The following is a 14,938-nucleotide window of genomic DNA, read 5'->3' as shown; positions in this document are numbered from 1 at the left end:
GCGGGCTTTCGGGGAGGGGGCGTCGACCATCAATGCCGTACAATGATCTGGGCACCGATCTTCACTCGGTTATAAAGATCGATAACATCCTCGTTGGTCATGCGAATGCAACCGGAGGAGTTGGCCTGTCCGACGGTCCATGGCTGGTTGGTGCCGTGGACGCGATAAAGCGTGTTGCCGATATACAATGCGCGCGCCCCCAATGGGTTGTTCGGTCCTCCCTCGACATGCGCGGGCAGGAAGCGGCCTTTTGATGCTTCTCTGGATCGCATTTCGGCCGGCGGCCGCCAATCTGGCCAGTTCTTTTTGCTTGAAATCGTGTCGCGGCCGGACCACTCCAATCCCTCCTTTCCAACGCCTACCGCGTATCGCAGCGCCCTGCCGCCCCCCAAGATGTAGTAAAGCCGCCGCTCCGGGGTGTTGATGACGATCGATCCCTTCGGTTGAGCCTCGCTGAAATGCACGATCTCCCTAGGAATTGCTGACCAGTCGGGCCGGATTTCTTCGTCCGAAGTCTGGTCGGGAGCGGAAGGGGAGACCAGCACATTTCTTGCCGGATCGTAAGTCCAGCTTCGTGGGTCGTAACCGCTATTCGATTGGGCCTGCGCCGGCGCCATGGCGGCAATCGACGTGGCAGCAACCAGAACTGATGCACACAATCTCCGGATAAGGCACGGGCTCTGGATCAGGCGCGGCGTGACCCGTACTTTGCGTCCCGCAACCTTGACGGGAACAGGCAAGTTCGCAAGCAGGATCAAGATTGCCGCCACCAAGAACGATCCTTCTGCATCCAGGCGTTCAGCCGGCGATCACCTGATTCCAGCGCGCACCATATCGCTTTGCTGGCGGTTCGCAACATTTGGCACCAAATGCTAATGCGCAATCCAATTGGACTTCCAATTCTGCGGTGTGCACGATAGAGTGAATCGGCGGGTAAACCATGAAACCAGCGACGCGGGCCATCGCTCGTGCGTCCCTTTTCGATAGGACCGATGTTGACGGGACGCGATAGCTGCCATGCGAATCGGTGCTCGGGAGCCAGGGCTGCTTTCGTCGCCTGCGGTCTTGCGACGATCCTGGCGTTCGGTCTTGCCTCGTCGCGGGCCAACGCCGCCGAACCGCGGTGGCCTGCCGGCCCGTACAGATACATCACCGTCGATCAGTCGGTGGCCGATGCGCTGGTCGAGCTAGGCCGCAACATGCGGGCGCCCATGCGTGTCAGCAAACTCATAAAGGGGCGTTTAAGCGCCGGCATGCCGGTTGGAACCGCCCGCGACTTCCTGCAAGAGATCTGCAATCGATACGGGCTGGTCTGGCATTTCGATGGCATCGTCATGAACGTCGCGACCGAAGCTGAGGTCCGGACGGAAATGATCGCGCTTGATGCCAACACGGCTGCCGGTGCGGAAGATCGGCTTTCGCGGCTGGGGGTCATCGACCCGAAGTTTCCGATCAAGGTGTCCAGGCAAGACGATGTTGTCTCGGTATCGGGGCCACCATCCTATGTTGAACTTGTCAGGAAAACACTGGGGGTTCCTGCGGCGCCGAGCACCAAGCCGGATCCTGGCAAAGTCGTTCCGGTCCGCGTTTTCCGCGGAAGGCAGGCGGAGGCGAAGAATGTCCCCTCCGGCAAATCGAACTAAGCAAGCAGGAGGGCAGGTTCATGCAAATCGCGCCGATTGGAGCCCTGGAAGCTACACTGGCAAACTTGACCACCAGCATAGCTTCGCAGCAGCAAATCACCACCGGCACGGCAACGCAGCCGGGCAACCGGATGGTGGGTGCCAATCAGGAAAAACATGATGCCGCGAAGGTTACTATGCCTGAGCGCGGTGATGTCGCCACGCGGACAGGCCAGCAGGTGGCGCAGGCATCTTCGGGAGCCAATCCGGCAATGGCCGGACAATCCTCCAAACTGGAAAAGACCGCGCCGGTCGCCGAACACAAGCTCTTCGACTATCTGGCCGAGGTGGAGAAGGCTGGGGGCGGGGCGCTCACGGATCCGTCTGCATTGTTCGGTTCTGCGGTTCAGTCGCTGGAAGGGACCATGCAGCAGGTGCAGAAGGCGCTTGGCCAGGCAAATGCCCCCCAGGCAAATGCCTCTGTGAATGCTGAAACAGCCACCATGCAGGATGGCGCCGGCAAGACCGCCCCGTCAGGCAAGGAAGACGAAAACGCTACCGCAAAAAATGCCGAGCAACTGCTCGAACGATCCATTTCGGTGATGTGGGCAGCCGCCAATCTCGAAGTGGTCACGAGCAGCGTAACGGCCGTTACGTCGTCCACCAGCACGCTGATCAAGCAACAGTAAGCCTACGGAGTGTTCGTGCACACGATATCCTTGCCGCGGCGGTCAACGCTATTGAATCGATGCGGCGTCCGGTGCCGCGTCGCGCTCGTCGTGGTGAGCGTGCTTGTGCTCCAGGCGTGCTCGGTTGAGTTGTATTCCAACCTCAACCAGCGGCAGGCCAACGAGATCGTGGCCACGCTGATGCGTCACGGCATCCCGGCCCAGCGCGAGGCGGGCAAGGACGGCAAAATGACGGTTTCCGTACAGAAGGACCGTTTCGCCGAAGCCATGGCGATTCTCGACGAAAGCGGGTTGCCCAAACAGGAATTCCAGACGCTCGGCGACGTGTTCAAGCGAGACGGGCTTGTATCCTCGCCGGTCGAAGAGCGTGCGACGATGATTTATGGCCTGAGCCAGGAGCTGTCGCAGACGATTTCGGACATCGACGGCGTGCTTTCTGCGCGCGTTCATCTCGTCCTGCCCGAAAACGATCCGCTGAGACAGCGGCTGGTCCCATCGTCCGCCTCCGTCTTCATCCGGCACCGCGCATCCGTTCCGATGAATGAGCTGATCCCGCAGGTCAAGATGCTGGTGGCCAAAGGCATCGCCGGGCTGACTTATGACAATGTATCCGTCACGCTCATTCCGGTGACCGCGGCAGTTCCCGAGCACGCAACCGGCGAGTCAGGTTTCACAACGTTCCTCGGCCTCTGGCTGCATCCCGACAGCGTCGTCGCCGCGATGTGGCTGTTTTACAGCATGACGGCGGCACTATTGGCGCTGGCTGCCCGCCTGGCTTACGTCCAGTGGTATCGACGACCCGGCGTTTATGCGCTCGACGCGTCGGCCATGCCGGTGAAGAAGACATGATCCAGACCGGCTCGAAGCAAACTGCCAGCCCGGAATGGCAGGCATTCATGGCCAATCCCGCTGGCTATGCGGATGCGGCCCGGCTGGCGCAATGCTTTGACGGCACGATCGGCGAGGCTGCCTGCGAGCGTATGTTGCGGTCGCAGCGCCTGCAGGAGCGATTGTCGGAGCTTCTGCTCGATCGTTACGGCCTCAGCGGCGCCGTCTCCAACGAACCAGCCGATGAGATAGACCGGGCGATTGCTTTGTCGTCGGGAGAGGAGGTGGAGGACCTTGCGCTTCGCGCCGGCGCGATCTACTGGGCCGGCAGTCTGGCCGCCGTCATCGATGGACGCCAGGCCGCCGCGTTGCAGGCAGCACTCGGTGCGGAAATCTGCGCTTTCGCAGTCGCCAACCGCGATCTGGCCGGTCCTATGCAGCCGTTGGAGCCCCTTGAAGACATTCATAGTCGTGTCCATGCCGACGGCCTGCGTTGCCTTGGCGCCTGGTGTCAGGCGATGCCGGGCGAAACGAGCATGCGGGTCCGCCTCAAGCTGATGCCGCATGCGCTTGTTGACCAGCCGACAGCCGAACCATTTGCCGAAGCTGGTCCGGCGATTGTTCGACGGGCGATGGGTTAGGCGAGATGGTCGAACCGGGCAAAGCGACCACTGCCGTGCCGAGGCGCCCCGTCGCCCGCATCCTGCGCGCTGCCGAGGCACGCGCCTGGCAGGATGGGCACGCTTTTCTCGACGAGGCCAGGCGTGATGCGCAGCAGTTGCGTGACGCCGCTCGGCGAGCCTATGCGGCCGAATATGCGCAGGGCTATGAAGACGGCAAGGCGCAAGGCGACGCGGATGCCGCGCGTTTGGTGAGCGAGACGGCGGTCAAGGTCGATCGCTATCTTGGTGGGCTGGAAGCCGAAATCACTAGCCTGGCGCTCGATGTGGTCAGGCGCGTGCTGGGAGAATTCGACGTCAGCATGCTGGTCGCCAAGGCGGCCGCGCAGGCCGTCACTGAAATTCGCCGCGCCAAATATCTGAAGGTCCGACTTCATCCTGCTTCCGTCAACAGGGTTCGCGACGAACTGAACGCGGCCCTGCGCGAGAGTGACTTGGGCATGACAGTCGAGATCGACGCGGACGATACGCTGGCGACGGGCGCCTGCATCCTCTTGACCGACATTGCCGTCATCGACGCCAGCATCGAGGCACAGCTCGATGCCATTGCCGCTGCGATTTCATCAAAGGCCGAGGCGCCGGCATGACAAGTCCCGCCAGCAAGATCGAGAGCCGCCTCGCATCGATCGTTCCGAACCTGCGTTCCGGCCTGCGTGACGATGCCAGCCGACCCAGGAGAGGGCGTGTACGGCGAGTGACCGGCACGGTCATTCACGCGACGGTGGAGGAGGTTCGGATCGGCGAGATCTGCGAACTCGTCGATCCCAGGAACGGCACGGCGACCAAGGCGGAAGTCGTCGGGCTCATGGACGACATGGCAATCCTTGTTCCGCTTGGCGATCTCACCGGCCTCTCAAGCCTCACGGAGGTCATTGCGACCGGAAAGACCCAAACGGTGCCCGTCGGGCCCGGCCTGCTTGGTCGGGTGATCAGCGCGTTCGGCGAGCCATTGGATGGCAAACCGCTTGCGCCGGATGGCGTTACCGGCAGCTATCCCGTCAACGCCTATCCGCCGTCGCCGCTGGAGCGCAGTTTGATTTCCGAGCCTATCCAGCTCGGTATCCGCGCCCTCGATGGGCTTCTCACCTGCGCGCGTGGGCAGCGCGTCGGTATCTTCGGCGAGCCTGGCGTCGGCAAGTCGATCCTGCTTTCGGATATCGTCAGCGGCACCGACGCAGATGTTGCCGTGGTTGCGCTTGTCGGCGAACGCGGACGTGAGGTGCGCGAATTCATCGAGCATCAGCTTGGGCCGGAAGGGCTGGCGCGCGCAGTCATCGTCGTCGCGACGTCCGACCGGCCGGCGATCGAGCGCGTCAAGGCCGCCTATGTGGCAACCAGCATTGCCGAATATTTTCGCGACCAGGGCAAGCATGTGTTGCTGGCAATGGACAACATCACGCGCTTTGCCCGTGCGCAGCGCGAGATTGGCCTCGCTTCAGGCGAGCCGCCGACGCGTCGCGGTTTTCCGTCTTCGCTTTTTGCAGTTCTGCCCCGATTGCTCGAGCGCTCAGGGCCTGGCCGCGTCGGCTCCATTACAAGCCTCTACAGCGTTCTTCTGGAGGGCGATGGCACGCTGGATCCGGTTGCCGAAGAAATCCAGGCGCTTCTCGACGGCCACGTCTTTCTGTCGAACGAGCTTGCGCAGCGCAATCATTTCCCGGCCATCGACGTGCTGCGCAGCCGCAGTCGCCTCATGGACACGGTGGTGCCGGCTGAGCATCGGTTGGACGCCGGCCGCTTACGGGAGTTGCTCGCCCGCTACGCCGACGTCGAATTGCTGCTGCGCGTCGGCGAATACGAAAAGGGCAGCGATGCGGTGGCGGACGAGGCGGTGGCGAAGATCGACACCATCAACGCCTTCCTGCGACAGCCGTCCGCCACCCACGAAACAATCGAGCAGACACGCGAACGCATGCGGGGGATCGTCAATGAAGGATCGTGACATAATCGCACGATTGCGCGACCTCAGGCGCCACGGTGAACAGCGCGCAAACGAAGCGGTCATCAGGAGATACGCCGCTGCGCAGCGGGCCGCCGGGGAGGTTCGGGAGGCAGCCGCCGCGGTCAGCAAACACCTGCAGCACACAGCCGACGCCGAGGATGCAGCATTCGGTTCGCTTGTTGGACAGCCGGTGAAGGCCGCCAGCCTTCATCGGCTTCAGGCACAGTTCGAGCGCGCCGCCAGGCAAACCGAGCAGCTCCGGGAAAACGAGAAGCTGGCCGGCGTCACCGAACAACGACGCAAAGCCGAGTTATCGGCAGCCCGCAATGATCATCGCGCGAGCATGAAGGCCGTGACGAAGCTGGACGGGCTGTTGCAGCATCTGACCAAACGCACTGCGCGTCGCAGCCTGGCGCTTGCCGAGCTTTCCGAGGAAGACGAGCGCAGTCCACTGCGCTTGCCCACAGAACGATAGTCCAATCCGTGACCGTGAATATGGAAGTGTGATGCCTCAGGCCTTGGCGTCGGCAAAAAAGAGAGCGCGCGCAGAGCCGGTGAGACGCACACGCTCGAGCGTTGGCGAGCCGCTGACTTTGGAATCTGTTGCGGCCGTGGAGGTTGGGGCATTGAACGCCTTCTACCGCCGTCGTGCTCCCGCGCAGATCACGATTGCCGGGAAAACCATGTCGATCGCTGCCGTCTGGCCGGCACCGAACCCTGTGGACCAGCCATTGTGCACGATTTCGTTCACGGTTGGAGACACGGCGGGCAAATTGCGCCTGCCGCTTTCTGTTGTCGAACGGGGCCTTGCCAAGGCTGACGAGTTGGTCGACGTGAAACGACTGGCACCCGCTCACGCCGCACTGCTGTTGGAATCCGTATTCGAAGAAGATCTCGAATGGATCGAGAGCAAGCTGGGCGAGACGATCGCTATTACGTTGGTCGAACAAAAAGACACTGTTTTGGACGAAACCGCGTTGGCTTTCGTCCTGAGCGGCAAGGACGAAACCATAGGTTGCGCCTTGCACACCGACAGCGTCGATCTGGCGGTGCGGGCCGGGGGCTTTCTCGACGCGATCGGCAAAGCGAGACCCCCGCTTCCTGCGGAATTCCCGTTGCCGGTCTGCCTTTGGCGCTACGCACTTACAATCAGCCATGGTGATCTCAAAAGCTTGCAACCTGGCGATGTAGTGCTTTTCGATGACGAAGAGGAAGAGGCGGCATTGGTCATTGCCGAGCGCCTTTATGCCCCGGCCGTGCTGACTGCCAGCGGGCTGCAACTGCTTGCCGCCCCGACTGCAATCGCTGGATCGAAATGGGAGTGGACCATGAATCAGAACCCGCCGCCGCACGCCGACCAGACACTGGAAGAGGCAACTCTGGACCAACTGCCGGTTGCGCTTGCCTTCGAGCTCGGCCGCACGGCAATGCCTCTCGGCGAGGTAAGGCAGCTTGCGCCCGGTGCTATCGTTCCGCTCGCCAATGTGACGAAGGAGACGGTCGACATCATCGCCAATGGTAAACGCGTCGGCCGTGGCGAGATCGTGCGGATTGGGGAGAGCCTGGGCGTGCGGGTCGCCCGCATGTTCGACAATGCTTGACAATTCGCCCAACCTGCTTGGGATCCTGATTGCCGTCGGCTTCGTCGGTTTGCTGCCGCTGGCAGTCGTCACCATGACCGGGTTCCTGAAAATCTCGGTCGTGCTGTTCCTCATCCGCAATGCGCTCGGCGTCCAGCAGATGCCGCCCAATCTGGTCCTCTACGGCATAGCGCTCGTGCTTACGGTCTATGTCACGACGCCGTTGCTGAGCGAGATGACGGGCCGGCTTCAGGAAGGGCAGGTTCAGTTCCAGAGTACGGACGACCTCGCCAGGGCGGCGCAACTGGTCAGGGAACCATTACAGCAGCACCTCATCAAATTCACGCAGCCGGAAGAGCGGCAGTTCTTTCTTGACGGAACGAACCGCCTGTGGCCGGAACAGGCACGTCAAAATCTGAAAGACGACGATCTTTCGATACTAGTCCCTGCCTTTGTCGCGTCCGAGCTTACGCGCGCGTTTGAAATCGGCTTTCTGCTTTATCTTCCCTTCCTCATCATCGACATCGTTGTTGCGAACATCCTGATGACGCTCGGCATGATCATGGTCTCGCCGGTCCTCATTTCGATCCCGCTGAAACTGTTCCTTTTCGTCGCCATAGATGGCTGGTCGCGGCTGATGCACGGCCTCATCCTGAGTTACGTCTGACGCCGCTAGGAGGTTTGCATGAGCAATGACTTCATCCTGGCGAAGGTCCAAAGCGCGCTTCTGACAGTGCTTTTCGCGTCGAGCCCAGCGATCATCGCGGCGATGGCCGTCGGCATCCTTGTCGGGCTTGCCCAGGCGCTGACGCAAATTCAGGACCAGTCCCTGCCGCAGACGATTAAGCTCGTCGTGATCCTGCTGGTCATCATCGTCTTCGGCCCGCTGCTTGGCCAGCAGATCGCCGAGCAGGCCTCAACGGCGCTGGACGAATTCCCCATCGTCACGCGTTGAGGCACGCAGATGCCGGTCGAACCATTCTTCGCGTCGGTCAAAGAGCTTCAGTTCTATCTTTTGGCCGGAGCTTTCGCGCTCGCACGCATGACCGGATTCATGCTCCTGATGCCGCTCTTTTCGCGTGTGCCGCTATCGGGCCTTTTGCGCAACGGCGTTGCTCTGGCGCTGGCGGTTCCGGTCTTTCCGATGATCGTGAACAAGCTGACGAACACTGACATCGCGACGACGATGATCGTCGTGTACATGCTCAAGGAGGTCGTGGTCGGGGTAACGCTCGGGCTGGCGATGGGCATACCGTTCTGGGCGGCCGAGGCTGCCGGCGATATCCTGGACCTGCAGCGGGGCTCCACCATGGGGACTCTGATCGATCCGATGATGACCCATGAGACGAGTGCCACCGGCACCTTGCTCGCCGTCATCATGGTCACGATCTACCTGGCTGCCGGCGGCCTCGAACTTTCCTTGACCAGTCTCTACGACAGCTATGGCCTGTGGCCGATCGACCAACTTCTGCCTGTGTTCAGCAAGGATGCAGCCGGCATCTTTCTCGATCTGCTGAACCGCATTCTGATGATGGCATTGACCCTCGTTTTTCCGCTCATCATCAGCATGCTCTTGTCCGACATTGTGCTGGCCTTCTTGGCGCGCGCCTCACCGCACCTGAATGTTTTTGCGCTTTCGCTGATCGTGAAGACGCTGGTGTTTAGCCTCGTCTTTGTACTCTATGCCGCTTTCCTGCTCTTCTACATGAACCGAGACCTTGGCTTCCTGCACGAGGCAGGCCGACAGATAGAAGCGATCGGCTGCCGCAGCTGTTAATGACACCATGCAGATTTGCGCAGGCGTCGGTCCTAAATGAAGCGATCGTTGGCCGGCCAATAAATACAATTTATCGTTGAGGAAAGATTCTGACGATTTGACAAGCAGCCGAGCCGCCAACGATCTTACGCCTCCCGACTTGTCTCTGAAACGCGCTCGGAAGCAATGGCTCGCCTGACCACTTCACCGATCTTCGAGGACCTGCGACTGGTCGATGCGGACAGGCTGCGCAGGCTTGTCAGAATGGGCGCCTATGAGGGGCACACAGGGGGGCTGGCGCACGGCAAGCTCCAGGCCAATGTTGTGATTGTGCCCCGCAGCTTTGCCGGCGATTTCCACCAGTTCTGCATCCGCAACCCGAAACCCTGTCCATTGGTCGGCGTGAATCGCGCCGGCAGCCCATTGATCCCAGCGCTGGGCGACATCGACATCCGCACCGATGCCCCCCAGTACAACATCTATCATTTCGGCGAGCTGACCCGTTGGAGGACGGACATCATCGACCTGTGGCAGGATGATTTTGCCGCTTTCGCGCTCGGCAGCTCGCTGACCGTCGAAGCTGCACTTGCCGAAAAGAAACTGAGCCGCATCGGCTGCGGCAAGGCCTCACCCAAGTTTCGAACCAGGATCAAGACGTATCGCGTCGGACCATTTGGCGGCGAAATGGTCGTCTCGATGCGTCCGATAAGCCGTTGCGATGTCGACAGGGTTCGCGCCCTTACCGCACGCTTCCCGCATGCCCACGGCTCTCCCATCCATGTCGGAGATCCCACGGTCATCGGAATAGCCGACTTGATGGCTCCCGACTGGGGCGATGCAGTCAAAATCATGGACGGGGAGGTCCCTGTATTCTGGGCCAGCAGCGTAACCGCACAGGATGCACTTGCTCGTGCCGAACTCGCGACCTCGATCACGGTATCGCCGGGGCACATGCTGATCACCGATGTGGATGCACGAGCCGATGCGGGCGCTTTCAAAGTCTACTAGCAGTTCTTCTCACCGGTCAGCGGTAATGCTATTCGAGATGCGAAATGCGGTGAGGGTCGGTCTCGATCTGCCTCACCACATCTTCGATCATGTTGCAGTGGCCCAACCTTATGCACTCGAGGCAGTGAAGCTCCCCGGCAAGTGCTCCCACTACGTGATAACCATTTGGTAACCTTCCGAACTGGAAAGTGAAAAAGTACTGGCTCCTTTTGCCCTTGATTGATGTTAGGGCTGCTATCCAGCGAGACAAAGGAGAAAAGACCGCGATGGCCACGGTTCTGAACGCCAAGGGCGTTCCACTTCCCTACAGCGGCTCCTCCGTAAAGTGGTATTCGGCGACGAGTTCCAGCTCAACACTTTATGGCAGCACATACAACGACTCGATGTATGGGGACGGCAGCGTCACCGTCACAATGCGTGGCGGCAAGGGCGATGACATCTATTATCTGTATTCCTCGAAAAACAAAGCGGTCGAGCTGTCCGGCGAGGGGGTGGATACCATCTCGACTTGGATGAGCTATAAGCTCCCAACGAATTTCGAGAACCTGACGGTCACCGGCGATAAACGCTATGCTTTCGGAAACGAGCTGAACAACATCGTTAGCGGCGGCTCCGGCCAACAGACGCTCGACGGCTTAAAGGGCGATGACGTGCTCAAGGGCGGATCCGGGGCGGACATTTTCGTCGTCAACCCCGGCAACGGCAGTGATCTGATCCTGGACCTTGGCGCGACGGATACCGTTCGCGTCGGGAGCTACGGCTTCACCTCCTTCGAGGAGGTGCGCGCCAACATGGTCCAGTCGGGAGCCAACGTCCGACTTAATCTGTCCGATAGCGAGTTTCTCGTCTTCGCCAACAAGACCATCGGCGATTTCACCGCAAGCCAGTTCAAGCTGGGCGTGGACAGGTCGGCTCTGGAACTCACCTTTTCGGACGAGTTCGACACGCTGGACCTGTGGAACGGCTCGAGCGGCACCTGGGATTCGAACTACTGGTGGGGGGCCGCGAACGGCAGCACGCTCACGACCACAAACGATCTTCAATGGTACATCGATACCGACTACGCCCCGACACGGTCCGTCAATCCGTTCAGCATTGAGGACGGTGTTCTCACGATTACCGCCGCCCGGGCTCCTGAGGCGATCCGGCCCTATATAAATAATTACCAATACACGTCAGGTTTGCTGACGACCTACGAATCCTTCGCGCAGACCTACGGCTATTTTGAGATTCGGGCCGATATGCCCGAAAAACAAGGTGCATGGCCGGCCTTCTGGCTTCTCCCGGAGGACGGCTCCTGGCCACCGGAACTGGACGTCATAGAGATGTTCGGTCAGGATCCAAACAAGCTCATGTTGACAGGCCACTCGAACGCGACGGGAACTCATACAACAGTGGGCTCGACTGCCTATACCTCGGATACCGGAGGGTTCCACACATACGGCGTGCTTTGGACAGAAGACGAACTCGTCTGGTATTTCGACGACGTCGAAGTCGCTCGTGCCGCAACGCCTGCCGACATGCATGACCCGATGTATATGCTGGTGAATATGGGGATTGGTGGCCAAGCGGGAGCGCCCGCCGACGGGCTTGCGACGCCTGCGGAAATGCAGATCGACTACATCCATGCCTATGCGTTGCAAGATTGGATTATCTAACATTTGACAGATGGGCTCGGCACCGCCACGTTCGTCATCAGGCCTGATTTCGGGCGCGGTCATTGCTGCCTGAGACCGAACTGGAACTGATTTGAAGCCGACGTCGCATCCCATTCCACCTGAACCGCCGCGGACGACACTCGCGGCGGTTCTGGCCGCGTTTCGGCGAGCGTTGGCAGGAATTGCATTGATGAGCGGCGTCGTCAATGTTCTGGCGCTGACCGGCTCGTTCTTCATGCTGCAGGTCTACGATCGCGTCATACCCGGCCGCAGCGTGCCGACGCTCGTCGGGCTTGCCGTGTTTGCCGGCACGCTTTTCGTCTTTCAGGGCGTTCTCGAACTCATCCGGTCGCGTTTGCTGGTGCGCATCGGCATGGCGCTGGACGCGCGCTTGAGCGGACAGGTCTATGCCGCCCTCATGCGTTTGCCGCTGCGCACCAAGCTCGCAGGCGACGGCCTTCAATCCTTGCGTGATCTTGACCAGGTGCGATCGTTCATGTCGAGCGCCGGTCCGACCGCGCTTTTCGACCTGCCATGGATGCCGCTCTATCTCGCAATCTGCTTCCTGTTCCATTTCTGGATCGGCATGACGGCGCTGGCCGGCGTGGTCATTCTCTTCAGCCTGGCATTGCTTGCCGAAATTCGCACGAGAGAGCCCGCCAGAAAGGCAAACAGTCAAGCGGCAGCGCGCAATACACTTGCCGAAGCGACGCGCCGCAATGTCGAGGTTCTGCAGGCCATGGGCTTTGGCTCGCGCATCGCCGAGCGCTGGGCAGGGATCAATGCTGACTATCTCGACACCAATGCAACAGCGAGCGACCTTGCCGGGACACTCGGAACGATCTCGAAAATCCTGCGAATGATGCTGCAATCGGGTATCCTGGCGATCGGCGCGTATCTCGTCATCCATCAGCAAGCGACCGGCGGCATCATGATCGCCAGTTCGATCATGATGAGCAGGGCACTCGCACCAATCGAACTGGCTATCGCGCACTGGAGGGGTTTCGTCACCGCCCGCCAGGCCTGGGCCCGCTTGACCCAGCTTTTGGTCCTGCTTCCCGAAACTGCGACAAGTGTCTCGCTGCCTGCGCCGAAATCTGCTCTTTCGGTCGAAAGTATCAGTGTCACGCCGCCGGGGGAGCGTCGTATGGTCGTGCAAGACGCCAGCTTCGCATTGGAAAAGGGCGTCGGCCTCGGCATTGTGGGGCCGAGCGCTTCCGGCAAGTCATCGCTCGTGCGCGCGATTGCCGGCATATGGCTCCCAGTTCGTGGAACGGTCAGGCTGGATGGCGCAACGCTCGACCAGTGGTCGCCGGAAGAGCTGGGCAAGCATGTCGGCTATCTCCCGCAGGATGTGCAATTGTTCGACGGCACCATTGCCGAGAATATCGCGCGCTTCGAACCGCAAGCGCCATCGGACAAGATACTGGCGGCCGCGCGCGCGGCCGGCGTTCATGATCTCGTCATCCATCTGCCGGAAGGCTACGAGACGCGGGTCGGCGAGGCCGGGTCGGCACTTTCGGCCGGCCAGAGGCAGCGGGTTGCACTTGCACGGGCGCTCTATGGCGATCCGTTCCTCGTCATCCTCGACGAGCCCAATTCCAATCTCGATTCGGAGGGTGAGGCTGCACTGACCGTGGCGATCCAGGGCGTGCGCGCGCGAGGCGGTGTTGCCATCGTGGTCGCACACCGGCCGAGTGCGCTGGCGAGCCTGGATCAGATTCTTGTGATGGCGAACGGCCAGGTCCAGGCCTTTGGCCCGAAGAATGAGATCTTGAACAAGATAACTCGCCCAGCAGGCGTTCCCTTGAAGGTCGTCTCTGGCCCTGAAGAACCTGCATCCTGATGGCAGAACGCACTGCATCCGCGATTGACCGGACCATTCGGCGCTATCTGCTTGGTGGGGTCGCAGCTTGCATACTTCTGATTGGTGGGGCCGGAAGCTTGGCTGCCGTCACCGAGATTTCCGGGGCCGTGATTGCTTCGGGAAAGCTGGTCGTCGATTCCAGCGTTAAGAAGGTGCAGCATCCGACGGGTGGCGTTGTCGGTCAAATCTTCGTCCGGGAAGGCGATGCCGTGAAGGCGGGCCAGGTTTTGATCCGCCTCGATGAGACGATCACCCGGGCCAATTTGGCGATCGTCACGAAGAGCCTGGACGAATTCGAGGCGCGCCTGGCTCGCCTCGAGGCCGAGCGCGACGGCAAAGCAAGCATCAGCTTTCCAGCTTCGCTAGTGTCACGCCAGGATGCCCCCGAGATCGGTCGGGCGATGGCCGGCGAGCAATCGCTGTTCGAATTTCGCCGACAGGCACGCGCCGGCCAGAAGGCCCAGTTGGCAGAGCGCATTGCGCAGCTTGCCGAAGAAGTTTCCGGCTTGACCGAGCAAAGAGATGCCAAGAGCCAGGAAATCAAGTTGATCGGCTTTGAGCTCGAAGGCATGCGCAGACTTTGGCAACGCAAGCTGGTTTCAATCGATCGCATAACTGCGCTTGAACGCGATGCCGTGCGGCTCAAAGGTGAGCACGGGCAACTGACCGCGGCCATAGCGCAATCGAAGGGTCGTACATCCGAAATCCGTTTGCAGATCATTCAGATCGACCAGGATTTGCGCAGCGAGGTGGCGACCGAACTGCGTGACGTCCAGGCAAAGATCTCTGAATCCGTCGAGCGCAAGGTCTCGGCCGAAGATCAGCTCAAGCGGATCGATATACGCAGTCCGCAGACCGGCGTCGTTCATCAGCTTGGTGTGCACACGGTCGGTGGCGTTATTTCTCCGGGCGAGCTCATCATGCTGATAGTCCCTGTGACAGACGACCTGACCGTCGAGGCGCGCGTGGCACCCCAAGACATCGATCAATTGACGTTAGGGCAAAGCGCGACGCTGCGGCTGTCGGCATTCAATCAGCAAACAACGCCGGAGCTGAATGGTGCCGTCAGCAAGATTTCCGCCGACCTCAATGTCGATGAGAAAACAGGCGCTGGCTTTTACACCGTGCATGTTGTTTTACCGCGCACAGAGCTTACCAGGCTCAAGGGCCTGGCCCTGGCGCCTGGAATGCCTGTCGAGGTGTTCTTTTCGACCGGCAGCCGCACCATGCTGTCCTATCTCGTGAAACCTTTGGCGAACCAAATCCAACGGGCATTCAGGGAAGAATAGGCCGCGACTCGGGCGAGCC

General features: G+C 60.6%; 16 protein-coding genes. 15 read left to right on the top strand and 1 reads right to left on the bottom strand.

Translation table 11 applies throughout. The annotated features are described in order from the left end of the window. Window positions 1-29 precede the first annotated feature (29 nt). Window positions 30-770 (bottom strand): L,D-transpeptidase, encoded by a 741-nt coding sequence (locus AC0NIE_RS27845; RefSeq protein WP_473485142.1) that lies wholly within the window; start codon window positions 768-770, stop codon window positions 30-32. A gap of 396 nt (window positions 771-1,166) precedes the next feature. On the opposite strand from AC0NIE_RS27845, the gene AC0NIE_RS27840 reads away from it, so the two are divergent. From AC0NIE_RS27840 to AC0NIE_RS27770, 15 genes are all read left to right on the top strand, one after another. Then, window positions 1,167-1,643, top strand: coding sequence for a type III secretion protein (locus tag AC0NIE_RS27840; RefSeq protein WP_473484968.1), 477 nt, complete (start codon window positions 1,167-1,169; stop codon window positions 1,641-1,643). A 20-nt stretch (window positions 1,644-1,663) separates the two neighbouring features. Continuing rightward, complete coding sequence (locus AC0NIE_RS27835; RefSeq protein ID WP_473484970.1) at window positions 1,664-2,311, top strand: hypothetical protein; 648 nt, start codon at window positions 1,664-1,666, stop codon at window positions 2,309-2,311. Between the two features lie 9 nt (window positions 2,312-2,320). Then, complete coding sequence (sctJ, locus tag AC0NIE_RS27830) at window positions 2,321-3,160, top strand: type III secretion system inner membrane ring lipoprotein SctJ (protein WP_473613609.1); 840 nt, start codon at window positions 2,321-2,323, stop codon at window positions 3,158-3,160. Further along, complete coding sequence (locus AC0NIE_RS27825) at window positions 3,157-3,780, top strand: SctK family type III secretion system sorting platform protein (RefSeq protein WP_473484974.1); 624 nt, start codon at window positions 3,157-3,159, stop codon at window positions 3,778-3,780. The genes sctJ and AC0NIE_RS27825 overlap by 4 nt, the downstream gene beginning before the upstream one ends. A gap of 5 nt (window positions 3,781-3,785) precedes the next feature. After that, on the top strand, window positions 3,786-4,406 hold the full coding sequence (gene sctL, locus AC0NIE_RS27820) for a type III secretion system stator protein SctL (protein WP_473484976.1): 621 nt from the start codon (window positions 3,786-3,788) through the stop codon (window positions 4,404-4,406). Further along, window positions 4,403-5,761 carry a FliI/YscN family ATPase gene (locus AC0NIE_RS27815; protein ID WP_473484978.1) on the top strand — a complete coding sequence of 453 codons (1,359 nt, stop codon included), beginning with the start codon at window positions 4,403-4,405 and terminating at the stop codon, window positions 5,759-5,761. The genes sctL and AC0NIE_RS27815 overlap by 4 nt, the downstream gene beginning before the upstream one ends. Before the next feature lie 13 nt (window positions 5,762-5,774). Continuing rightward, window positions 5,775-6,236 (top strand): hypothetical protein, encoded by a 462-nt coding sequence (locus AC0NIE_RS27810; RefSeq protein ID WP_473484980.1) that lies wholly within the window; start codon window positions 5,775-5,777, stop codon window positions 6,234-6,236. Between the two features lie 151 nt (window positions 6,237-6,387). Beyond that, on the top strand, window positions 6,388-7,362 hold the full coding sequence (gene sctQ, locus AC0NIE_RS27805) for a type III secretion system cytoplasmic ring protein SctQ (protein ID WP_473484982.1): 975 nt from the start codon (window positions 6,388-6,390) through the stop codon (window positions 7,360-7,362). After that, a complete protein-coding gene (sctR, locus tag AC0NIE_RS27800) occupies window positions 7,355-8,008 on the top strand; it encodes a type III secretion system export apparatus subunit SctR (protein ID WP_473484984.1) in 654 nt (217 codons plus the stop codon). The genes sctQ and sctR overlap by 8 nt, the downstream gene beginning before the upstream one ends. 18 nt (window positions 8,009-8,026) lie before the next feature. Continuing rightward, window positions 8,027-8,296, top strand: a complete 270-nt coding sequence (locus tag AC0NIE_RS27795) for an EscS/YscS/HrcS family type III secretion system export apparatus protein (RefSeq protein WP_473484986.1) — start codon at window positions 8,027-8,029, stop codon at window positions 8,294-8,296. A gap of 9 nt (window positions 8,297-8,305) precedes the next feature. Then, window positions 8,306-9,118: a type III secretion system export apparatus subunit SctT gene (sctT, locus tag AC0NIE_RS27790; protein ID WP_123148992.1), complete on the top strand. Its 813-nt coding sequence runs from the start codon at window positions 8,306-8,308 to the stop codon at window positions 9,116-9,118. 165 nt (window positions 9,119-9,283) lie between these two features. After that, entirely contained in the window at window positions 9,284-10,105 is an 822-nt protein-coding gene (locus tag AC0NIE_RS27785; protein WP_473484988.1) for a D-glutamate cyclase family protein, read from the top strand. 266 nt (window positions 10,106-10,371) lie between these two features. Continuing rightward, window positions 10,372-11,763: an endo-1,3-1,4-beta-glycanase EglC gene (eglC, locus tag AC0NIE_RS27780; RefSeq protein WP_473484990.1), complete on the top strand. Its 1,392-nt coding sequence runs from the start codon at window positions 10,372-10,374 to the stop codon at window positions 11,761-11,763. Between the two features lie 91 nt (window positions 11,764-11,854). Continuing rightward, window positions 11,855-13,609, top strand: coding sequence for a type I secretion system permease/ATPase (locus AC0NIE_RS27775; RefSeq protein WP_473484992.1), 1,755 nt, complete (start codon window positions 11,855-11,857; stop codon window positions 13,607-13,609). Next, complete coding sequence (locus AC0NIE_RS27770) at window positions 13,609-14,919, top strand: HlyD family type I secretion periplasmic adaptor subunit (protein ID WP_473484994.1); 1,311 nt, start codon at window positions 13,609-13,611, stop codon at window positions 14,917-14,919. Before AC0NIE_RS27775 ends, AC0NIE_RS27770 begins: the two co-directional genes overlap by 1 nt. Window positions 14,920-14,938 lie beyond the last annotated feature (19 nt).

The sequence above is a fragment of the Mesorhizobium sp. WSM4842 genome, assembly GCF_055901575.1.
This window is presented reverse-complemented; position numbering and strand designations above follow the sequence as displayed.